Raw genomic sequence first — 22,329 nt, 5'->3', positions numbered from 1 at the left:
CGACAATGCGCAAGATCGATGTGATCGAAGCGATCGACAACAATCCGTTCGGGCCGTTCCAGTGGGCGGTGGTGGCGCTTTGCGCCCTGCTGCTGATCGTCGACGGCTATGATGTCTTCGTGGCCGGCACGGTGCTGCCGACGCTGATCGCCGAATGGGGCCTGAGCAAGCCGCAGGCCGGGGTGCTGCAGGCCTGGGCACTGTTCGGCATGATGTTCGGTGCGCTGGTCCTCGGGCCGCTCGCCGACCGGATCGGCCGCAAGAGGGGCATCGCGATCAGCTTCCTGCTGTTCACCATCGCCACCCTGGCGACCGGTTTTGCCACCTCACCGGACCAGTTCAAGATCTTCCGCTTCATCGCCGGCCTCGGCTGCGGCGGCCTGATGCCGAACGCGGTGGCGCTGATGAACGAATATGCTCCCAAGCGCCTGCGCGGCACCATGGTGGCGCTGATGTTCTCCGGCTATTCCGTCGGCGGCATGGTGGCGGCCGGGCTCGGCATCGGCCTCATCCCGCATCATGGCTGGAAACCGATGTTCTTCGTCGCCGCGGTGCCGCTCCTCCTCCTGCCCTTCATCCTGTGGAAACTGCCGGAATCGCTCGGCTTCCTGATCCGCCAGGGCGAACAGGAGAAAGCGCGGGCCATCTATGCGCGCATCCTACCCTCCGCCAAGCTCGAAAGCGGCGACACGCTGGTTTTCACGGAAAGCAAGGGAACATCCGCCTCGATCCTCGAATTGTTCCGCCACCAGCGCGCCTTGCGCACGCTCATGCTCTGGATCGCCTTCTTCTGCTGCCTGCTGCTGGTCTACCTGCTCTCCTCCTGGCTGCCGAAGGTGCTGCAGGAGGCCGGCTATGCCGAGAAGGCCAGCCTGCTCAGCCTGTTCTCGCTGAACTTCGGCGGCATGGCCGGGGCTGTCGCCGGCGGCTGGCTGGGAGATCGTTTCGGCCTGCCGAAAGTGGTGATCGGCTTCTTCGCCGCAGCCGCGGCCTCCATCGCGCTGATCGGCAGCAATCCGCCGGCCGGCCTCCTGTTTCTGATGGTCTTCATCGCCGGCGCCAGCACCATCGGCACGCAGATCCTGCTCTATGCGAGCGTCGCCCAGCTCTACAACCTCTCCATTCGCTCGACGGGGTTGGGCTGGGCTTCCGGCGTGGGGCGCATTGGCGCCATCGTCGGCCCGACGCTCGGCGGCATGCTGCTCGCCAGGGAATTTCCACTCCAGCAGAATTTTCTGATCTTCGCCATTCCCGCTCTGGTCTCGACCATCGCCATGCTGGTCTTTGCCATCAGCAACGCCCGCAGTGCCGAAACCGGCCAACTCGCGGCGATATGAGCAACGGGCGGCGACCGACAAGTACTCATCCGCCGGTCGTCGCTTTCTTCCTTTTCGCCACGCCGAAAGCCGCCATGTCTTATCTTGATCTCGCCAGTCACCGCCTTCACTACCGCATCGACGGCGATGCCGCGGACAGGCCGTGGCTGCTGTTCTGCAATTCATTGGGAACCGACCTTACCATGTGGGACGGGCAGGCGTCGGCGCTGTCGCGGAGCTACCGCGTGCTGCGCTACGACCGGCGCGGCCATGGCCTTTCCTCGGCGCCGCTGGTGCCCTACGCGCTTGCCGATCTCGGCAACGACGTTCTGGCGCTGCTCGACGCGCTGGCTATCGAGCGGACCCATTTCTGCGGCCTTTCTCTCGGCGGCCTGACGGGTCAATGGCTTGCCGTCCATGCGGGGAACCGTCTCGGCAAGGTCGTCCTCTGTGCCACCGCAGCGCGGATCGGGACGCCCGAAAGCTGGAATGCCCGTATCGCAGCCGTGCGGAGAGACGGTCTCGGCGCGTTCGTGGCGGCCACGGCTGAACGCTGGTTCACGCCGGCCTTCATCGCCAGCAATCCCGATGCCGTGGGAAACGTCCTAGACCGTTTTGAGATGACCGTGCCGGAAGGATATGTCGGCTGCTGTAACGCCCTTGCCAATGCCGATCTTCGTGGAGAGATCGCCGGGATAGCAAGCCCCGTTCTTGCCATTTCCGGGGTGGACGATCCGGTTTGCCCTCCTTCCGACCTCGAGGCCCTTGCCGCTGCCGTCGAGCGGGGACGGCACGTCTCACTCGTCGGTCGGCACCTCGTCAACGTCGAAGCCTCATCGCAGTTCAATGCCGTGCTATCCGATTTTCTGGAATCTCGCTGAGACATTCCAGCTTGAGATTCCCGGGCGTGGGAAAGCAGTAGCTATCCAGCGAAGACCGTACCTTGTCAGTGCAGGACCGCCTGTCCTGGATCGGCCGGCGATTGAAGAGCTGCAGATGATCGGGAACGCAATAAGGCCATGCCGGGCTGTTCGCTCACTCCAGCATGATGTTGATGGTCTTGGCCTCGGTGTAGGAGACCATCTCTTCGATGCCTTCCTCACGGCCGACGCCGGAGTTCTTCATGCCGCCGAAGGGAACACCGAGGAAATGGTTGGAGCAGCCATTGATCCAGACATGGCCGGAGCGGATCCTGCGGGCGACGTTGAGGGCGTTGCGGATATCGTGGGTCCACACCGCGCCGGTCAGGCCGTATTCGGTGCTGTTGGCGAGCTCCACCGCCTCGTCCACCGTCTTCCAGCGCCCGACCGACAGGATCGGGCCGAACACTTCTTCCTGCCATAGCCGCATGCCGGGCTTGACGTCGGCATAGACCGTCGGCTCCACCCAGAACCCCTTGGCGAAGCGTTCGCCCGACGGCTTGCGGCCGCCCGTCATCAGGCGCGAGCTGTCATGCCTGGCGGTTTCGAAGAAGGACAGCACCTTTTCATGCTGGATGCGTGAATTGACCGGGCCCATGTCGGTGGCGGGGTCGAAGGGATCGCCGAGCCTGAGGCCGGCAACCTTCGCGACCACGCGCTCCAGCACGGCATCATGGATGTCCTCGTGCAACAGCAGCCGGCTGGTCGAGCCGCAGGATTGGCCCTGCCAGCTGAAATTCATGCCGCGTACGGCGGCGGCGGCGATGATGTCGGGATCGGTGTCGGGAAAGGCGATCAGGGGATTCTTGCCGCCCAGCTCCAGCGTCACATGCTTGACCGCCACCTCTGCCGCCGAGCGCTGGATGGCGCGGCCGGTCTGGGGCGAGCCGATGAAGGCGATGCGCTTGATGCCGGGATGGCGGACGATGGCATTGCCTACCGTGGCGCCGGGGCCGGTGACGATGTTGAACACACCCGCAGGCAGGGCCTCGCGCGCGACCTCGGCCAGCAGCAGCGCCGACAGGGGGCTGGTTTCCGGCGGCTTGACGATCACCGCATTGCCGGCGGCCAGCATGGCGGCGGTGCGGGCGACGGCGAACATTAGCGGGTGGTTGAAGGGCGCGATGCGCGCCACCACGCCATAGGGCTCTCGCAGGGTAAGATGCAGGTTCTCGGCCGTGGCCGGAATGGTCTCGCCCTTGAGTTCGTGAATGAGGCCGGCATAGTAGGTCAGGCTGTCGACGGCATGGCCGACATCGCCGCGCATCGGCGTGATGGTGTTGCCGGTATCGGCGACCTCGATCCTCAGGAAGTCCTCGGCGCGGGCACGCAAGGCCTCGCCGAAGGCGCGCATGCGGGCGCCGCGTTCGGATGGGGTGAGGGCGGCCCAGGCAGGCCAGGCGGCATCGGCAGCGGCAAAGGCGCGCTCGACATCCTCGGCCGTGCCGTGCGGCGAGCGGCCGATCACCTCCTCGGTGGCGGGGTTGATGGAAAGGTCGAACTCGCCGCCCGAGGCGTGCACCAGTTCGCCGCCAATCAGCATCCTGTCATGTTCTATCGCGTAAGCCATGTCTGCTTGCCTTTCACCTTATCTTCCGGGTCGCGAAGCCCCTCACCCTTACCCTCTCCCCGTAAGAACAGGGCGAGGGGGCGCGAGCGTCGTGATCAATTCTCGGATCTTTCATCTCGCCCATGGTTGGGCGGGGCGATGCATTCTCGGCATGAAATGCTTGGCCGAAGTCCCCCTCGCCCCGTTCTTACGGGGAGAGGGTAAGGGGGAGGGGCAGCACTACCTGAGCAATACCGATTCAGCGGGATCCCATGCGGGTATCTGCTGCCCCAGGCCTGGCATGAAGGGACCGGACATCAATGGGTGATCATGCCGCCATCGGCATTGAGGAGCTGTCCGGTGATCCAGCGGGCCCGGCGCGAGAGCAGGAAGGCGATGGCATCGGCGATGTCGTCGGGGCCGCCGGCGCGCTTGAGGCATTGCTGCTCGATCATGGCGGCCTTCTGCTCGGGCGTGACGGTGGCCCGTTCGACCTCGGTGAAGGTCGGGCCCGGCGTCAGTGTGTTGACCCGGATCGCCTGGCTGCCGAGTTCGCGCGCCATCGCCCGGGACAGGCCCATTACGCCGGCCTTGGACGAGACGTAATGGGCATAATTGGGCCGCCCGAACAGGATGGTCGAGGACGCCACGTTGACGACCGAGCCCTCGCCCGAGGCGGCCAGGGCCTCACGGGCGGCCCGCGTCATGTTGAAGACGCCCTTGAGATTGACAGCTTGGACCTGGTCCCATTCGTCGGAGGGGATTTCCCAGAAGGGACGCATCTTCAGGGTCGAGAAGATCGAGGCATTGTTGACCAGGCCGAACACGCCACCGAACGCTGCGAGCGTCGCATCGACAGCAGCCTGGCAGCTGGCTTCATCGGCGACATTGGTGCGCACGAACAGACGCCGGCCGGTTCCCGGCGTGTCCTCCTCGGCCACCGTGCGGCCCTTCTCCTCGTTCCAGTCGGCGATGCACACATCGACGCCTTCGCCGACGAGCGTGAGAGCGAGCCGGCGCCCGATGCCCTGGCCGGCACCGGTGACGACGACGGCGCCCTGTGAAGGATAAGGTTGCATGATGAATTCCTTTCCTGCCGGTGGGTCAGGCGGCTGCTTCGAGCTGCAGCGTGACCAGGGAAGCTTCGTCCTTGCGCACGACCTCGGCCTCGAGCAGGGTGCCGCAGGCGGTGCAGACATGCTCGCGCAGTTCGAGATCGGCATGGGTGCGGATATGCGGCCCATAGGTCTCCGGCTCGACGCGATAGCTGCGTACCTTCTCCTTCCAGTTTGCCGTGACCGGACCGAGGTCGCAGCCGCAGCCGCAGGCAAAGCGGCCCTCGGTGATGGCGAGTTCGCCCTTGCCCGCTGTCCGCGTCGGCGTGGCACCAGCCAGACGCCGGCTGCGGATGGCGGCCCGGGCCTGTTCGGTGGCGCGCTGGTCGACCATGCCCTGCGCGATCACCACGCCATATTGGGCCGCAGCGGCTGCGAGGCTGACATGGCCGTTGGTGACATCGCTGAGCACGGCGGCGGGAGTGCGCAGCAGCGGGTCGCCATAGCCGCCCCCGCCCTGGAAGGCATAGCCGAGCACGTCGCGCGAGCTGAGGCGCATGCGGCCGGGCTTGGGGCCGAGTTCATCGACCCCGGTAGCCAGCAATTCCTCGAGATCGCCGGCAAGACCCGCCAGGGTGGCCGGATCGCCGGCGTCGCGGCGCATGACGTTGCGGCCGCAAGCGCCGGGCAGGCCGCCGAACTGGCCCACCGCATTGGGCACCTCCACGCCATGGCCCAGCATCATCGCCTGCAGGGCGTCGGTGCCATAGGGTGCGATGGCGAGGGAGGCGCCGGCGCCGCCGCGCTGGCGGCCGGGGCCGCCGCTGTCGGGCACGAAGGCGCGGAAGAGATAGAGGAAAGGCCCGTTCGCCTCATTGGCCTCGACATTGGCGATGGCCGGGCGCGGCACGCAAAAATCGCCCGAGCCGTCGAGGCCGTCATGGTCGGGGAAGGCACCGCCCCCGCCGGCGGTGGAGTCGAGCAGGAAGGTGCCGAAGGGTGCGCCGTCCCGGTCCTGCCCCGCCAGGGTCATCACCATCATGTGGCCCTTGGTGACGGCCTGGCTTTCGCCGGCATGCTCGGGCGAGCAGGCCACCAGGCGCGACAGGGCTGAAACCACCACGTTCTGGACGATCCAGGCCGTCGAGATCGTGCCCGAGGAAACCGGAGCCGGCCAGGAGGCGTTGCACAGGATGCCCTCCGGCGCGACGAAATCGACGGCGCGCAGGATGCCCTCGTTCCAGCGGATGCGCGGCGCGAGGATGGGCAGCAGCCCCGTGAGGGCGGCGCCGCGCATGCCCGAGGCCGTGCAGTTGATGAAGCCGGGCGCCTGCGGCGAGGTGCCCGTCATGTCGAGGGTGAGGCGGTCGCCCTTCTTGGTCGCGGTGACGCAGACGCGGTAAAGCACGTTCTCATGGCCGTCATGCTCGATATAGTCGCGAGCCCGGAAGACGCCGTCGGGTAGAGTTGAAAGAACCTGGCGGATCTGGCGCTCGGAACTGGCGATCTCCTCGGCCATGATGGTCTCGACGGTATCCCCGCCATAGCGGTCCATCAGTTCGACCAGGCGGCGGGCCGCCACGGTGTTGGCGGCGATCATCGCCTTGAGGTCGAGCCCCAGCACATGGGGCAGGCGGGTCATGCCCATGATCATCTGCCACAGATCCTGGCGCAGCACGCCGTTCTCGACGAGCTTGATGCCCGGCAGCAGCATGGCCTCCTGCTGGATCTCGGTGGCGCCGATGGCCCAGGAGCCGAAGCTCATGCCGCCGACGTCGAGCTGGTGGGCGCAGGAACCGGCCCAGGCGACATGGCGGCCTTGATGGAAGATGGGCGCGACGATCGAGACGTCGGGCTGGTGGATGGCTCCGCGATAGGGATCGTTGAGGATGAACATGTCACCCTCGTTGATGCCCGGATTCTCGGCGAACTCGGCATTGATCGAACGGATGACCGAGGACATCGTGCCGGTGTGGAACAGCACCTGGGGGCCCATGGTGACGATGGAGCCGTCGGCGAGATAGAGGCCGTTGTTGAAGTCGGTCGCCTCGGTCACCACCGGCGAACCGGAGACTGATTTGAGCGTGATCGCCTGTTCCTCGGTGATCGCCTGCAGCTTGTTGCGCACGACCTCGAAGGTGATGGGGTCGATGGCGTTGTCAGTTGTAGACATGGCGGTCTTCCTCACGCTGCTCGATGGTGATGTTGCTGGTGGCGTCGAGCCGGGCGACCTGGCTGGCCGCGACGAAGACCGAGGTTTCGGGATGCTCGATGACGGCGGGGCCGGCGACGGTGAAGTCCGTCGGCAGCTCGCGCCAATTGTAGACGGCGCACTCCATCCACGCGGCGGCGACGGGCTCGAAGATCCGGCGCCTGCCGACCGTCGGCTCGCCCGAGGGAGCCACGAGGGCGATTTCGGGCCGGCGTGCCTTGCCGAAGGCCTCGACGCGGACATTGGTCAATTCCAGGCCGGCCTCGCGGAAGGCCGATCCCTTGCCGTAGGTCTGCTCATAGGTGGCCTCGAAGCGTGCGACGAGATCGTCCAGCGTCGCGGCGGCGATCTCGCCAGCCGGCACGGGAATGATGAGATCATTGGTCTGGCGCCGATAGCGCAGATCGGCCGTGCGCAGGAGCTGGACGTCCTCGCCGGTGACGCCGGCCCGGCGCATGGCGTCCAGGCATTCGGCTTCGAGCGTTGCGAAGGCTGTGGCGATCTCGGAGGCGACTAGGCCGTCGGCCGGCGCGCGAGATCCACCGCCGGCCCGCATCAACAGCGATTTTTCGACCGCGAATTGCAGGTCGGCGGCGAGCGCCCCATAAGCCGAATGCGCCATGGAGGTGACGGGCACCACCATCTTGGGCACGCCGAGCTCGGCGCCGTAGCCGGCGCAATGGACCGGGCCGGCCCCGCCATAGGCGAAGATCACGAAGTCGCGCGGATCATGGCCGCGGCCGATGGTAACCTCGCGCAGCGTATCGGCCATCTGGGCGTCGACGATGCGGCGGATACCGGCGGCTGCCTCCTCGGTGGTCAGGCCGAGCGGCTTGGCGATCTGCTCCTCGATGGCGGCGGATGCCGCCGCCTTGTCGAGCTTCATCTTGCCGCCGAGGAAGGTCTGAGGATCGATGATGCCGAGCACGACATCGGCGTCGGTGACGGTGGCGAGCATGCCGCCGCGCCCATAGCACACCGGTCCCGGCCGGGCGCCGGCGCTGTCCGGCCCGACGCGCAGCTGGCCGTCGACCACGCGGGCGATCGAACCGCCGCCGGCACCGATGGCGCGCACCTCGATCATCGGCGTGGCGATATGGAAGCCGCCGGCCTCGTGATTGGTGGACATCAGCGGCTTGTCGTCGACCACGATGGCGACGTCGAAGGAAGTGCCGCCCATGTCGGTGGTGATGAGGTTGCGATAGCCCAGTTTCTTGGCCAGGTGCACCGAGCCCATCACCCCGCCGGTCGGGCCTGAGGTGACCAGCGTCACCGGCCGGCGTGCGGCCTCAGCGACCGGCATGACGCCGCCGGCCGAATTGAGGATGGAAAAGGCGCCCTTGAAGCCGCGCTTCCTGAGCATCTGCTCGATACCGTCGAGATAGGAGACGACCTTGGGGGCGAGGTAGGAATTGAGGGCGGCGGTGGCGGTGCGCTCATATTCGCCGATGACGGGCGCCACCTCGCTCGACAGGCTGACATAGGCCCCTGGCACTTCCTCGCCGATGATGCGGGCGGCGATGCGCTCATGCTCGGGATTGCGGAACGACCACAGGAAGGCGACCGCGAAGGTCTGCACGCCCTCGCTCGCCAGCGAGCGAACGGCTTCCCGCACCTGGTCCTGGTCGAGCGCGACCAGCACCTTGCCGGCATGGTCGACGCGCTCGCGGATCTCCCGCACCAGATGGCGCGGCACGATCGGCTGGGGATAGCGCCGGCGCGAATACCAGCCAAGCCGGTCGACCGGCACGCCGGCGGTGAAGCCCATCAGGCGCTGGATCGCCAGCGTATCGCCGAAGCCGCGGGTCGCGATGAGGCCGGTGCGGGCGCCGTCGCGCTCGATCACCGCATTGGTCGCCTGCGTCGTGCCATGGCCGAAGGCGACCACGCGGGCCAGCAATTCCTCGCCCGTCATGCCGCGCTGCGCAGCGGCATCCTGCACCGCATTGAAGACGCCGACCTCCAATTCGCCCGGCGTGGACAGGGCCTTGGTGGTGACCAGGCCCCCCTGTTCGTCCAAGAGGACGAGATCGGTGAACGTGCCGCCGATGTCGACACCCAGATACATGGCCTTCCTCCCAGCTTGATACCGGGTGATCCGTGGCCGAGCGCGAGGGCCGCCGTGCCTGGCACAGCGGCTGGAAACGCGCTCAAAATCGGATTCTGTCCCGGCGCGGGGCTCTCTTTCCCCGCGAGCATGGATCGGGTTCTACGCCCGGGCTTTACGACAATCCAATATATAATTCGCGTCGATATATAGCCAAATGCCTATGATTTGGCTGCCGTCATCGCCGGCGTTCAAAGTGGCGAAGGCGAGGCGAAAACCGGCAGCCGGCCGTCGCCGGCAGCCTGCCGCACGAAGTCCATCAGCCGCGACTGGAACCGCGAGAAGGCCTTGCCCCGCTTGTAGATCAGGAAGATGGGAACGGGCAGGTGCAGGCCCGGTGTCTCGACCTGTCGCAGCAGGCCTCTGGCCAGTTCGTCGCGCACGCAGCTTTCCAATACGAAGGCCGCGCCGGCATGGTGGCGCACTGCCTGCTTCATCGCCTCCGGATGCCCGAATTCGAGGATGACCTCGCGATGCCGGATGCCATGGGCATAGAGGGCATCCTCTTCCAGTTCGCGCCGCACCTGCTGGCGGGGCGAGGAGATGAAGGGCAGGCTGGCGATAGTGTCGGCATCGGCGCTGTCGCCGACCAGGGTGCTGTCGGCCGCAACCACCAGGACGAGCTGCTCGGTCCACAGCTTCTCGACGCTGAGGCCGTCGACATCATGGCGGGGATCGAGAATGCAGAGCCCGAAATCGCAGGACCCGTCCCTGACGCTGGCGGTGACGAGTTGCGGGTTGGAGACCTGCACCGTGATGCCGCCCTCGCGCAGGGTCCGGCGAAAGGCGGCGAACAGCGGGGGCAGCACGTAGGAAGCGACCGTCATGGAGGCGGAGACCACGGCACTGCCGGCTTCGCCGTCGCCCGACAGCGCCAGTTCGCGCTCCAGTTCACGCGTTCGGGTGACGATGTCTCGTGCCCAGGCCTCGACGCGGGCGCCTTCGCGCGTCAGGACCAGGCGCCGTCCGCTGCGCTCGAACAGCTTGGCGCCGACCTTGTCTTCCAGGAAGCGCAGATGCGCACTGACCACGGGCTGGGCGATGCGCAGCCGCTCGGCCACGCGCGTTACGCTCTGCAGGTCGCAGACCATGCAGAAGATCTCGAGTTTGTGGAGGCTGGCCTGGGAGGCGAACAAGCGCCGCGCGTCGTGCCCCTTGGCGGCTGGAGACGTATCGGCGCTCGGCATTGGGACCTTTCCCGCTGGAGCAACACGCTCTTGCGATCGGCTCTGGATGGCTAGGCACCATAGCCTCAATCACGAAAGGCGCTCAATCTGCTGGCCGGCAGACCTTGGTGACGAGAGCCATGAAACTGGTTTTCTCTTCCGCTGACAGCGAGCCGAGAATGTCGTCCTGAATCGCGACCACCAGGGGGCGCACATCGGCCAGCAGGGCCTTGCCACCCGTGGTCAAAGTGAGCGTTCGCGCGCGCCGGTCGGTCTTCTTGACGACCCGGCGGATCAGATCGCGCGTCTCCAGCCGCAAAACCACGTCCCCGATGGTCACCTTGTCCATGTCGACCAGCATGGCCAGCGTGGCCTGGTCGATTTCCGGGTTCTCTTCGAGCATCGACAGCACCGCGAATTGCAGCTGGGTCAGGTCGAAGCCGGCTTCCTGCGTCTTCTGCGTGAACGTCGCGACGGAGAGCTGATGCAGCCGCCGGATCAGGTGGCCGGGAAGGTGATGGATGAACGCCATGTTCGCTTCCTATCAGTGGCCCGCAATCGCGACAACCATTGACAATCTCAATTAGTAAGTATACGTACTAATTTATTCAGGGAGAAACGACGATGGCCAATGCGATGCAGCCGGACGATACGCCGGCCCTGCGCAAGCTCTATGCCGATTTCAAGGATCAGCACCTCAATCCGCTCTGGACCCAGCTCGGCGACCTGATGCCGCGCCATCCCCGTCCCAAGGCGGTGCCGCATGTCTGGAGATGGGCGGATCTGTTCCCGCTGGCCCAGGCATCGGGCGATCTCGTGCCGGTGGGCCGGGGCGGCGAGCGCCGCGCCATCGGCCTCGCCAATCCCGGCCTCGGTGGCGAGGCCTATGTTTCGCCGACCCTTTGGTGCGCTATCCAGTATCTCGGCGCCAAGGAGATGGCGCCCGAACACCGCCACTCGCAGAACGCCTTCCGCTTCGTGGTCGAGGGCGAGGGGGTCTGGACGGTGGTCAATGGCGATCCCGTGCGCATGAGCCGTGGCGACTTCCTGCTGACGCCGGGCTGGAACTTCCACGGTCATCACAACGAAACCGACCAGCCGATGGCCTGGATCGACGGCCTCGACATCCCCTTCTCCTACCAGAACGATGTCGGCTTCTTCGAATTCGGCTCGGAACGCGTGACCGATTACGCCACGCCGCGGTTCTCGCGCAGCGAACGGCTGTGGTGCCATCCGGGCCTGCGCCCGCTGTCGGGGCTGCAGAATACGGTGTCCTCGCCCATCGGCGCCTATCGCTGGGAGTATACCGACCGCGCCCTTACCGAGCAGTTGCTGCTCGAAGAGGAGGGACAGCCGGCGACGGTGGATCAGGGCCATGCGGCGATCCGCTATGTCAACCCGACCACCGGTGGCGACGTGATGCCGACCATCCGCGCCGAGTTCCACCGCCTGCGCCAGGGTGCCGAAACGGCGGCGCGGCGGGAAGTCGGCTCCTCGGTGTTCCAGGTCTTCGAGGGCCGGGGCGCCGTGGTGATGGCGGGCGTGACGCACAAACTCGAAAAGGGAGACATTTTCGTGGTTCCCTCCTGGGTTGCCTGGTCGCTCCAGGCCGAGACCCCGTTCGACCTGTTCCGCTTTTCCGATGCCCCCATCATCGAGCGCCTGAATTTCGACCGCACGCTGGTCGAGGGCGGTGACTGATGAGCGATCTCGACGCCGCCCGTCGGGCTCTGCAGGAGCGGCAGGGGCTCGGTGCGCGCTACGATGCGCCGGAAGCGCCGGCGGCGGGTCTGCGGCTCGCCCGGCTGGGCACCGCTTATTTCGCCCGCAAGCTTGGCGAACTCGGTGATGCCGTGCTCTACGCACCCTCCCGGGTGTCCGGCTGGACCCGGGCGCATGTGATCTGCGACGTCGCCTATCAGGCGCGGGCGATCAGCCGGCAAGTGGAGGCGGCGACGGCAGGCGAGCCGGTCCCGCCTTTCTATGACGGCGAGGCCGGGCGGATCGGCGACATCGAGCTCGGCGCCACCTTGCCCGCCAGGGCGCTGCGCCACCTGTTCGACCATGCCGCCGTGCATCTCGACGTGGTCTGGCGCGACCTGCCGGGCAGTGGCTGGGATGTGCCTGCCGCCGACGCCGGTGGGACTCTGCGACCCCTGCGCGCCACGGCGTTGGAGCGTGCGCGCCGGCTCTGGCGCGGGGCGCTCGAACTCGACAATGGAACACGATTACGCGACCTGCCGCCCGAATTCCGGGGCTAAGAGGGGCGCGCGAAACAAGTAACCGGTTCTCCGGGTGCACGGGCATCCTGCCCGTACTTTCTGGTGACCAGCAAACGCCGCGGTTTCAAGAACGGGCAAGATGCCCGTGCACCCGGAAGCGGCCCCTCGAAACGCCCGACCTATTTCGCACCGCTCCCCAAGCGTCGCTGGCATCACAGCAAAAGGAACAAACCGATGACGAGCACGAACCTGTTTGCGTCCCCGGCCTGGCCAACCGTGCCGGTGAAGGGCGAGGCGGCGGCCTATCCCATCCACCGCATCTTCTGCGTGGGCCGCAACTATGCCGCCCATGCCGCCGAGATGGGGGTGGAGGTGGACCGCGAGGCCCCATTCTATTTCACCAAATCGGCGCTGACCGCCGAGCAGAGCGGCGCGACGGTCGCCTATCCGCCCGGTACCTCGAATTTCCACTATGAGATGGAACTGGTGATCGCCATCGGCGCACCGGTCTTCAAGGCCGATCGCGCCGCGGCCGCCAAGGCGATCTATGGCTATGCCTGCGGCCTCGACATGACGCGCCGCGATCTCCAGCTCGAAGCGCGCGCCAAGCAGCGCCCCTGGGACCTCGGCAAGGATGTCGAGCAATCCGCCGTGTTCGCCGCCGTGACCAAGGTGTCCGATTTCGCCGCCATCGGGCCGCAGCGCATCCATCTGGCGGTCAATGGCGAGACCAAGCAGGAGGCCCATCTCGCCGATTTGATCTGGAAGGTCGAGGAGATCGTCAGCCATCTCTCGCACTACTACCATCTCGAGCCGGGCGACCTGATCATGACCGGAACGCCGGCCGGCGTCGGGCCCGTGGTGGCCGGCGACGTCATCACCGGCGGCATCGATGGCCTTGATCCGATCGAGCTGACGATCGGGGCAGCGGAATGATCCATTTCCACGGTTATTTCCGCTCCTCGTCAGCCTATCGCTGCCGCATCGCCTTCAACCTGAAGGGCGTGGCCTACGATTTTTCGTCGGTCCATCTGCGCAAGGATGGCGGGCAGCAGAAGACCCCGGCCTATCGGGCCCTGAATCCGCAGGCGCTGGTGCCGACGCTGGAGGAGGGCGATTTCCGCCTGACCCAGTCGCTCGCCATCATCGAATGGCTCGACGAAACACGGCCGGGGCCGAAGCTGCTTCCGCAGGGAGCGAACCTGCGCGCTGAAGCGCGGGCCTTCGCGCAAATCATCGCCTGTGACGTGCATCCGCTGCAGAACCTTCGCGTCCTCGATTATCTGAAGGCCAATTTCGCGGCAGACCAGGCAGCGCTCGATGCCTGGTGCCAGCGCTGGATCATCGAGGGCCTTGCCGCCTGCGAGACGCTGCTCGCACGGCGCGCGCCTTCGACCTTCTGCTTCGGCGAGACGCCGACCCTTGCCGATATCTGCCTGGTGCCGCAGGTCTTCTCGGCCCAGCGCTTCGGCGCCGACCTGTCGGCCATGCCTCGCCTCCTGGCCGTTCATGCCGCCTGTGAGGCCCTTCCGGCCTTTGCCGATGCCCACCCCAGGAAACAGCCCGACTGGGAGGCTTGATCCACAGGCCGAGTTGGCAAGGGCTTCCGAAGTCTTCATGTAGTGGATCGATTAATCGAAAACGGCAATGCTGCGCAGCATTGCCGTTTCATTCCGTCACGAAACATCCAAGAACAAACGATTCTTTCCGCCTTGCGCCGCCCCTCACCCTTACCCTCTCCCCGTAAGAACGGGGCGAGGGTAAGGGTGAGGGGCGGTGTCACCTGTCAAACAATGCTCTTATTGTTGCGGATATCCCTATGCGGCAGGGGTGCCCCGGTGCATGTCATCGTCACGTGCCAAGGCAGGCCTGCCAAGCATCAGGTCGGCCGCCTTTTCCGCGATCATCATCACCACGGCGTTGATGTTACCGCCGACCAGGTCCGGCATGACGGAGGCATCGACGATCCTGAGCCCGTCCACGCCGGCCACCCGCAATTGCCCGTCGACGACGCGGCGCGAATCCTGCGCCCCGCCCATCCGGCAGGTTCCCGCCGGGTGATGCACGGTCACCGAGGTCGCGCGGATGAAGGCGTCGAGCGCCTCGTCGTCCCGGGCAGCGGCACCCGGTGCGTTTTCCTGGATGATATGAGGAGCCATGGCCGGCTGGCTCATGGTCCTGCGCAGGATGCGCAGGCCTTCGCGCAGCGTGTCGCGGTCGCGCTCCGAGGTCAGGAAGTTCGGCGTGATGCGCGGCTTGGCGTCGGGATCGGCGGAGCTGAGGCTGATCGAGCCGGCACTCTCGGGGCGCAGCAGCGCGACCCGGCAGCCGAAACCATCCGGCACCGGGCTGGTGAAGGGCGGCAGATAGGGCCGAGCGGGGAAGGGGGCCGCAAGGAACAGGAACTGGACATCCGGCGCTGCCAGGTCCGGCTGCGTCTTCAGGAAGGCGGTCACGCCGATCGGCACGTCCGAGGCAAAGCCGTCCTTGCGCAGCAGCGATTTCAGCATGGCCATGGCAAGACGGTCATAGCGCATTTCCTGCTGGAACCAGCTCGGGCTCTTGCGCCGGTAGCTCGCCATCACTGAGAGATGGTCCTGCAGATTGGCGCCGACGCCGGGATTGGCAATCTTGACGCCGATGCCATGCCCGGCCAGATGGGCGGGATCGCCGATCCCCGAGAGCATCAGCAGCTTGGGCGAATTGATCACGCCGGCGGCCAGCACGACCTCGCGGCGCGCCTGGGCCAGCTGGACACGGCCGCCCTGCGTGAAGCGAATGCCGGTTGCGCGGCCGTCCGTGATCTCGATGCGGTCGGCGCGTGCACCGACAATGACGCGCAGGCTCTTGCGGCGAAGCGCCGGGCGCAGATAGGCGGTGGCGGCGCTGTTGCGCCTGCCGGCATGGATGGTTTCCTGGATGTAGTCGAAGCCTTCCTGCTGCGCGCCATTATAGTCCGTCGTCACCGAATACCCCGCCTGGCGGCCGGCCTCGATGAAATCGGCCAGGATGCCATCGCGATAGCGGGTGCGCTGCACGCGCAGCGGACCCTCGCCGCCGCGATAGGCATTGCCGCCGCCTTCCCAGTTTTCGGAACGGCGGAAATAGGGCAGCACGTCGGCATAGGACCAGCCGTCGAGGCCCGATCGTGCCCAGCGATCGTAGTCGCTGTGATGGCCGCGCACATAGGCCATCACATTGATCGAGGACGAGCCGCCGATCACCCGGCCGCGGGCGCATTCGATGCCGCGGCCGTCAATGCCGGGATCGGGCTCCATGAAATAGCCCCAGTCATGCAGGCGCTGCGGGAAGATCTTGCCGATACCGACGGGGATATGGATGAGGGGATCGCGATCCCATTGGCCGGCCTCGAGCAGCAGCACGCTGGCGCCACCTTCCGTCAGCCGGTTTGCCAGTACGCAGCCGGCCGAGCCGCCCCCCACGACGACGAAATCGTAGGTGCCGGTATCCGGGATGGGAGTCTCGTCGGCCATCAGGACACGGCCTTCAGTTCGGAGGTGGCCGTGGCGGGCCTGTGCGACAGCCACAGCTTGAAGAAGAGCACGAAGATGCCGCCGACGATGGCCGCGCCGCCGGCACTGATCATGATCACGCTGGGCAGGGCGCCGATGGCGAGCATCTGGCCGACGAAATAGGGCGCGCAGACCTGGCCGAACCGTCCGACCGCCATGCTCAGGCCGACGCCGGTGGCGCGGATGGCGGTGGGATAGACTTCCGCGGCCATGGCGATGGCGCCGGCCGTACCGATGCCGAGGAAGAGGCCGACGAGCCCGATGCACAAGGCTGCAGCGGGCACGGACGCCACGCTGTAGCCCAGGCCGACCGTGGCGGCCGCCCCGAGGATGAAGGCCGGCACCATGGTCGGGATGATGCCGAACCGCTCGATGCAGCGGCCGGCGACGGCCTGCCCGAAGAAGGCGCCGAGACCGTTGAAGGCGACGACAAAGGCGCCATCGGCCGGCGAGATGCCGTTCATGCCCATCAGGGACGGTGTCCACAGCACGGTGAGGGTCAGCACGCCCATGCCGGTGAAGAAGGGCCCCCAGAGCAGAAGCGTGCCGAGCGCGCGTCCGCCGCGGAAAACCGAGGCGAAGGAGGCGCGTTCGGTCTTGTCGCCATCGGCCACCAGCATGGTGCCGTCGGTGAGAGTGGCAAGGCCCATGCGCCGGAGAATGCGGCGTGCCCTGGCCGTATCGTTGCGGCGCGCGATCAGGAATTTCAGCGATTCCGGCAGCCAGATCGCCAGGATGGCGGCAATGGCCAGCGGCAGCACGCCGCCGATGTAGAAGATCATCTGCCAGCCGAAATGCTCGATCAGCCGCGAATTGACGAAGGCGCCGGCCATGGCGCCGAGCGGGAAGGAGGACCACATCAAGGTCACGCAGCTCGCCCTGTGGCGCTCCGGCGTATATTCGGCCGTCAGCGCGATGAAGCAGGGCGTGGCGCCGCCCAGGCCGACGCCGGCGAGGAAGCGGCAGAGCATCAAGCTATGGAAGGACTGGGCGAAGGCGGTGAACAGGGTGAAGACGCCAATGAGCAGCGCCGCGATGATGAGGAGGCGCTTGCGCCCGACCCTGTCGGCAATGGCCCCGAAGCCGATGGCACCGAGGGCCGCGCCCAACAGGCCGGCCGAGAAGACGGGGCCGAGCTGGGGGATGGTCAGGCCCAGCGACTTGGCGATGAACGGTGCCGCCACGCCGATCGACTGGGTGTCCATGCCATCGAAGAAATTGATCAAGCCGCACAGGGCGATCACCGCGATCTGCAGCCCGCTGATTGGCTTTTCGTCGATCAGCCGCGAAACGTTGAGCGAGGGGCTCGCCATGTCTTGTTTCCTCCCCGAATGGCCGGCTGTCATCCGCGAAGAGATCCGGCCGGGATTCTTATTGGCTTCTTGTCGAAGTCGAGCGGGCGTGGCCCCGCGATTTGCCTTGGCCGCCTCTTCGGAGGGTAGCCAGGAGGGCGCGCCCGTTCGATTTTTCAATTTAGTACGTATACATATAATATGTATACTGTCAATAAAATCGACCGCCGATACGAAGGTCGATTGGGCGTTCGCCGGACGGTCGGATGCCGCGCTTCCTCACCGTCCGAACGCGCAGATCAGGGGGGCGTGCTCTCGTTGTGGAGGCTGACCAGCTCCGTGAGCAAGCGCATCATCGTCGCGCGGCTCTCCGGCGGCAGCGGCGCGAGCAAGCGCTCCTGCACGCGATGGACAGCCGGCTCGACATCGCCCAGGAGCTTTTCGCCGGCCGGCGCGAGATAAAGCAGCTTGGCGCGTTTGTCGGTCGGGCTGGCTCGCCGCTTTATCCATTTTTTTGCCTCGAGGCGCTCGAGCACGTCGCCGATGGTCGAGCGGTCGAAGGCGATCAGGCTCGACAGCCGCGTGGCATCGAGGCCGGGATTGGCGCGGATAGTGAACAGCGCCGCGAACTGCACCGACGTCAGATTGAAGCCTTCGCACTCCTCGGCGAAGATGCTGCTCGATATCTGCTGTGCGCGCCGGATGAGGTGTCCCGGCATGCCATAGAGCTCTGTCATTGCATGCTACCCAATTTTCGCGGGACGATAGTTAGAGGCTGTTATGAACCATGGATAGGGTTTTGATGAGGTCAAGACTGGCCGGATGGGAGGAGCGAGCGCTGCCAAGACTTGTGTCTTGGCAAGCGAAGCGACGCTGCAGATGGCCAGTCTTCACCTCACCCCGAAAGGGCGTGGCGCTTTTGCTCGATGAGCGCGTCGCGTGTCGTAGCAAGCCGCAAGGCTTGCGTCCTCACGCTCCCACGCACTTGCGAAGCAAGTGCGGACATCCTCGAGCAAAATCGCTCACGTCAAAACCCTATCCATGGTCCATAACAGCCTCTAGATCATCGCCCGCAGCAAATCAAAGCAGCTTGGCCGCCGGATTCGAACCTCAGCCCCGGCCGCGACGTGCCTTCGCCTGCTCGACCCAGAGATCCCAGGGACGATGGACCTGCGCCTCAATGTTCTGCGCCGCCGTCCGGCTCTCGCCCTCGCTGAGATAGGTCACCTCGCCGAGCCGGCTGGCTTCGAGCTGGTAGCGGGCATTGAGTTCGGCATAGACAGCCCGGTAGACCGCCTGTGGCAGCGACTGGGCGACGACGGTCGAGCCATGGCCGCGCATCAGCACGATGTCGCTGGCGTCGAACTCTTCGGCGAGGGCACGGCCGAGCGCGTTGTTACTGATGAGGAGATCGGTGCTGTCGCCGCCGGCCTCGCGGATCTCGAACACCGGAGCGGCCTGGCCGATGAAGCCGGCCATATGGAACAGGGCCCGCAGCCTGGTGGATTTCGACACGCTCAGGGGCACGATCGCATGCGAATGGCTGTGGACCACGGCGATCACGTCGGGGCGGCGGCGATAGATCTCGCCATGGATGAAGCGCTCGAGATAGACCCGCCGTCCCTCGGCGTTGACGGCATCGCCGTCGAGCGTGAACTCGACGATGTCCTCGGCCGCCACCCGCCCCGGCGCCATGTTGCGCGCCAGCAGGAAGCGGTCCGGCCGGCCGTCATGGCGTACGCTGACATGGCCGAAGGCATCCACGACGCCCTGGTCGAACAGGATGTGGTTGGCGTTAACCAGGTCCTCGATCAGCGCTGGCGATGGTGCCGCACCGGCACTGGCCTGGTCGGCGACGACGACACCGGCGGCATCTTCGGAAGCGTGGGATTTATCGACACACATGAGAAGGTCCTCGAAATATTCTTGAAGGGCTGGATCGGTGCGCGGCGGTCAGGCCGCCGAAATGGATTGGGGAGCCGAGGCTAGGCCGAGGCCGTTGCTGCCGTACAGCCACTGCAGCGTGTCGTACCATTGCTCCTGCGATTTGGCCGACATGATCTCGTTGCGCAAGCGAGCGTGGACGCCCGCCGGATGGTAGATGTGATCACCGACCGCGCGCGACATCAACTGGATGCGCGCTGTGCGGGTGATACGGCGATGCTGGTAGGAGGCGAGGGCGGTCTCGTGGTCGCCGGGATGGGCAGCGATCTCGTCGGACAGGCAGACCGCATCCTCCAGCGCCATGCAGGCACCCTGCGCCATATATTGCAGGGTGGGGTGGGCGGCATCGCCGAGCAGCGCGACCCGTCCCTTCGTCCAGCTATCGGTCGGATCACGGTCGCACAGCACCCATAATTTCCAATCCTTGCCGTGGCGGATGATGTCCTGGGCGCGGGGATGGACATGCTGGAAGCCGGTCAGCACTTCCTCCTGGCTGACCGGCTTGCCGGCAACCGGTTCCGGCGCGTTGTTGTGGTAGGTGACCACCAGGTTGAAGCTCTTCCAGTCCGACAGCGGATAGTGGACTATGTGGCATTTGGGGCCCGCCCACAGGGTCGCCGCGTTCCAGCGCAGATCTTCCGGCATCTGCTCGGTGGGGATCACGCTGCGATAGGTGGTATGCCCCGTCACCCGCGGCGCGCCATCGCCGACCAGCTGGGTGCGGATGTTGGACCATAAGCCGTCGGCGCCGATCAGCAGGCTGCCGCTGACGCGCTCGCCGTCTTGGAGCAACGCGGTGACGCTGGTGCCCTCCTCCTCATAGCCGGTCACGGCGCAGCCGGTGCGCAAGTCGATGAGCGGATCGGCGCGGCAGGCCTCGACCAGGACACGGTGCATGTCGCCGCGGTGGATGACGGCATAGGGATTGCCGAAGCGCTTCTGGAACGGTTCGGTCAGGTCGATGGAGGCGATCTCCTCGGCCGTCAGCGCATCCATCATGCGCAACTGGTCGACATAGACGGCCAGCTTGCGCATGGCATCGCCGACGCCGAGATAGTCGAAGGAATGGAAGGCGTTCGGGCCGAGCTGGATGCCGGCGCCGATCTCGCCCAGTGCCGGGGCACGCTCGAGCACGATGCTGGCATATCCCTTGCGGGCAAGGCCGAGCGCGGTTGCCAGGCCGCCAATTCCCGCGCCGGCAATGACGATCTTGTGTTGCATTTCGAGTGTCTCCTCCGTCCCTGCCATTGGGATCGGTGCCGTCCGCACGGCATCGCAGACCCTGCGGCGGGCCGGGGCAGGCACCCCCGGCTTCGCGATCCTGGCAGTGTTCGATCAGGCATTTGATAATTGACAGTTAACTGATAATCAGTATACTGTCAATTATCAAATGAGCCACCATGATCCGTTCCGAGGCGCGTCGGTTCTACGCCCTGCGGAAAGCGAGGCCGGTGGCTGGAAAATCGAACGGGCCTGTCGACCGGCTCGTTGAACGGGAGGAGCACCATCCGATGAACTACGTCACCCAGGCGGACCGCATGCTGATCGGCGGCGAACTCGTGCATGCCAGCAACGGCGCGTTCGACCTGTCGATCGATCCCGCGACCGAAGAGGTCATCGGCCGGGTGCCGCGTGCGACGGTCGAGGATGTCGACCGGGCTGTCCGGGCTGCCGATGCGGCCTGGCCGGAATGGTTCGCGCTCACGCCCCTGGCGCGCAGCCGTGCCATGCGCGATTTCGGCAAGGCATTGCGCGCCCGCTCGGAGGAGATCCTCAAGGTCGAGGTCGCCGATACCGGAAACACCATCACGCCCATGTGTGGCGATGTCGGCTTCGCGGTCGACAGCCTCGACTACTATGCCGGCCTCGCGCATGAACTGAAGGGCCAGACGATCCCCTCCACGCATGAAAACCTGCACATCACCTTGCGCGAGCCCTATGGCGTGGTGGTGCGCATCGCCCCCTTCAACCATCCCCTGATGTTCGCGGTGGCGAGGACCGCGGCGGCACTGGCCGCCGGCAATGCCATCGTGGTCAAGCCGCCGGAAACCAGCCCTCTCTCGGCCATGATCTTGTCGGAGATTGCGCGGGAGGCGCTACCGCCCGGAATCTTCAACATCGTCACCGGCGACGGCCGGACCGTCGGCAACGCCCTGGTCCAGCATCCCCTGGTCAAGCGCATCGCCTTCATCGGTTCGCCGCAGACGGGGCGGGCGATCCAGCGCGCGGCGGCGGAGGTCGGCGTCAAGCATGTCAGCCTGGAGCTGGGCGGCAAGAATCCCTTCATTGCCTTTCCGGACGTCGATCCGGACCGGATTGCCGATGCAGCGGTCCGTGGCATGAACTTCGCGTGGCAGGGCCAATCCTGCGGCTCAACCAGCCGTCTCCTCGTGCATGCCGACATCTACGACGCCGTGCTGGAGCGTGTCGTCGACAAGGTCAAGGCGATCCGGCTCGGTGACCCGCAATCGCCCGGTACCGGCATGGGGCCCGTCAATTCGCGGGTGCAGCTGGAAAAGGTGCTTTCCTTCTTCGAGAGCGCCAAGACGGATGGCGCACGCCTGATGACCGGCGGCAAGCGTCCCTATGGTCCGATGTTCGAAAAGGGTTACTGGGTCGAGCCGACCGTCTATGCCGATGTCGAGCCGGGCATGCGGCTGTGGCAGGAGGAAGTGTTCGGCCCGATCCTGTCGGTTGGCAAGTGGACGGGCTTCGACGAGGCGGTGGAGAAGGCCAACAGTACCGAATACGGCCTGACGGCGGCGGTGTGGACCAACAACATCAACGACGCCTTGCGGATGGTACGCAAGATCCGCGCCGGCCACACCTGGATCAACGGTTCTTCGGCGCATTTCATTGGCGTTCCCTTCGGCGGCATGAAAAGCTCCGGGATCGAGCGAGAGGAAGGCATCGAAGAGATGCTGGGCTATACCGAGACCAAGACCATCAACATCATACTGCCGAAGGGGTAGGGGCGGGGGCGCCGGCCCGCCCGGATGAGCTGGCGCCGGCA

General features: G+C 66.0%; 18 protein-coding genes. 7 read left to right on the top strand and 11 right to left on the bottom strand.

Annotated elements, in window-relative coordinates; genetic code table 11:
* The first annotated feature begins 5 nt into the window (after positions 1 to 5).
* Positions 6 to 1,337, top strand: coding sequence for an MFS transporter (locus ACTJKX_RS29065; RefSeq protein ID WP_440727373.1), 1,332 nt, complete (start codon positions 6 to 8; stop codon positions 1,335 to 1,337).
* Between the two features lie 74 nt (positions 1,338 to 1,411).
* The gene (pcaD, locus tag ACTJKX_RS29060; RefSeq protein WP_440727372.1) at positions 1,412 to 2,197 is read left to right on the top strand and encodes a 3-oxoadipate enol-lactonase; all 786 of its coding nucleotides are present in this window, start codon (positions 1,412 to 1,414) and stop codon (positions 2,195 to 2,197) included.
* 154 nt (positions 2,198 to 2,351) lie between these two features.
* Here pcaD and ACTJKX_RS29055 read toward each other — a convergent pair whose 3' ends face one another.
* The 6 genes from ACTJKX_RS29055 to ACTJKX_RS29030 all read right to left on the bottom strand — a co-directional run bounded on the left by ACTJKX_RS29055 (position 2,352) and on the right by ACTJKX_RS29030 (position 10,857).
* Complete coding sequence (locus ACTJKX_RS29055; protein WP_440727371.1) at positions 2,352 to 3,806, bottom strand: aldehyde dehydrogenase family protein; 1,455 nt, start codon at positions 3,804 to 3,806, stop codon at positions 2,352 to 2,354.
* A gap of 296 nt (positions 3,807 to 4,102) precedes the next feature.
* Positions 4,103 to 4,864: an SDR family NAD(P)-dependent oxidoreductase gene (locus ACTJKX_RS29050; protein WP_440727370.1), complete on the bottom strand. Its 762-nt coding sequence runs from the start codon at positions 4,862 to 4,864 to the stop codon at positions 4,103 to 4,105.
* Positions 4,865 to 4,889: 25 nt separating this feature from the next.
* Positions 4,890 to 7,013, bottom strand: a complete 2,124-nt coding sequence (locus ACTJKX_RS29045) for a hydantoinase B/oxoprolinase family protein (protein WP_440727369.1) — start codon at positions 7,011 to 7,013, stop codon at positions 4,890 to 4,892.
* Positions 7,000 to 9,120 carry a hydantoinase/oxoprolinase family protein gene (locus ACTJKX_RS29040; RefSeq protein WP_440727368.1) on the bottom strand — a complete coding sequence of 707 codons (2,121 nt, stop codon included), beginning with the start codon at positions 9,118 to 9,120 and terminating at the stop codon, positions 7,000 to 7,002. The genes ACTJKX_RS29045 and ACTJKX_RS29040 overlap by 14 nt, the downstream gene beginning before the upstream one ends.
* A gap of 230 nt (positions 9,121 to 9,350) precedes the next feature.
* A complete protein-coding gene (locus tag ACTJKX_RS29035) occupies positions 9,351 to 10,346 on the bottom strand; it encodes a LysR family transcriptional regulator (protein WP_440727367.1) in 996 nt (331 codons plus the stop codon).
* 82 nt (positions 10,347 to 10,428) lie between these two features.
* The gene (locus ACTJKX_RS29030; RefSeq protein WP_367625769.1) at positions 10,429 to 10,857 is read right to left on the bottom strand and encodes a MarR family winged helix-turn-helix transcriptional regulator; all 429 of its coding nucleotides are present in this window, start codon (positions 10,855 to 10,857) and stop codon (positions 10,429 to 10,431) included.
* A gap of 92 nt (positions 10,858 to 10,949) precedes the next feature.
* Here ACTJKX_RS29030 and ACTJKX_RS29025 point away from each other — a divergent pair, with 92 nt between their 5' ends.
* The 4 genes from ACTJKX_RS29025 to maiA all read left to right on the top strand — a co-directional run bounded on the left by ACTJKX_RS29025 (position 10,950) and on the right by maiA (position 14,127).
* Positions 10,950 to 12,026, top strand: coding sequence for a cupin domain-containing protein (locus ACTJKX_RS29025; protein ID WP_440727366.1), 1,077 nt, complete (start codon positions 10,950 to 10,952; stop codon positions 12,024 to 12,026).
* Positions 12,026 to 12,586, top strand: coding sequence for a maleylpyruvate isomerase N-terminal domain-containing protein (locus ACTJKX_RS29020; protein WP_440727365.1), 561 nt, complete (start codon positions 12,026 to 12,028; stop codon positions 12,584 to 12,586). Before ACTJKX_RS29025 ends, ACTJKX_RS29020 begins: the two co-directional genes overlap by 1 nt.
* A gap of 195 nt (positions 12,587 to 12,781) precedes the next feature.
* On the top strand, positions 12,782 to 13,483 hold the full coding sequence (locus tag ACTJKX_RS29015; protein WP_440727364.1) for a fumarylacetoacetate hydrolase family protein: 702 nt from the start codon (positions 12,782 to 12,784) through the stop codon (positions 13,481 to 13,483).
* Positions 13,480 to 14,127 (top strand): maleylacetoacetate isomerase, encoded by a 648-nt coding sequence (gene maiA, locus ACTJKX_RS29010; protein ID WP_440727363.1) that lies wholly within the window; start codon positions 13,480 to 13,482, stop codon positions 14,125 to 14,127. The genes ACTJKX_RS29015 and maiA overlap by 4 nt, the downstream gene beginning before the upstream one ends.
* Positions 14,128 to 14,364: 237 nt before the next feature.
* Here the strand turns inward: maiA and ACTJKX_RS29005 are convergent, their stop codons facing one another.
* The 5 genes from ACTJKX_RS29005 to ACTJKX_RS28985 form a co-directional block, all read right to left on the bottom strand.
* Positions 14,365 to 16,041 carry a GMC family oxidoreductase gene (locus ACTJKX_RS29005; protein WP_440727362.1) on the bottom strand — a complete coding sequence of 559 codons (1,677 nt, stop codon included), beginning with the start codon at positions 16,039 to 16,041 and terminating at the stop codon, positions 14,365 to 14,367.
* Complete coding sequence (locus ACTJKX_RS29000) at positions 16,041 to 17,393, bottom strand: MFS transporter (protein ID WP_440727361.1); 1,353 nt, start codon at positions 17,391 to 17,393, stop codon at positions 16,041 to 16,043. Before ACTJKX_RS29000 ends, ACTJKX_RS29005 begins: the two co-directional genes overlap by 1 nt.
* A gap of 278 nt (positions 17,394 to 17,671) precedes the next feature.
* Positions 17,672 to 18,109, bottom strand: a complete 438-nt coding sequence (locus ACTJKX_RS28995) for a MarR family winged helix-turn-helix transcriptional regulator (RefSeq protein WP_440727360.1) — start codon at positions 18,107 to 18,109, stop codon at positions 17,672 to 17,674.
* 373 nt (positions 18,110 to 18,482) lie between these two features.
* On the bottom strand, positions 18,483 to 19,277 hold the full coding sequence (locus ACTJKX_RS28990; protein WP_440727359.1) for a class II aldolase/adducin family protein: 795 nt from the start codon (positions 19,275 to 19,277) through the stop codon (positions 18,483 to 18,485).
* 48 nt (positions 19,278 to 19,325) lie between these two features.
* A complete protein-coding gene (locus ACTJKX_RS28985; RefSeq protein ID WP_440727358.1) occupies positions 19,326 to 20,537 on the bottom strand; it encodes a 3-hydroxybenzoate 6-monooxygenase in 1,212 nt (403 codons plus the stop codon).
* A gap of 179 nt (positions 20,538 to 20,716) precedes the next feature.
* Between ACTJKX_RS28985 and ACTJKX_RS28980 the strand changes: the two genes are divergently transcribed.
* Positions 20,717 to 22,288: an aldehyde dehydrogenase family protein gene (locus ACTJKX_RS28980; protein WP_440727357.1), complete on the top strand. Its 1,572-nt coding sequence runs from the start codon at positions 20,717 to 20,719 to the stop codon at positions 22,286 to 22,288.
* The last annotated feature ends 41 nt before the right edge of the window (positions 22,289 to 22,329 follow it).

Source organism: Labrys sp. 22185 (genome assembly GCF_052045555.1).
GTDB lineage: Bacteria > Pseudomonadota > Alphaproteobacteria > Rhizobiales > Labraceae > Labrys > Labrys neptuniae.
This window is presented reverse-complemented; position numbering and strand designations above follow the sequence as displayed.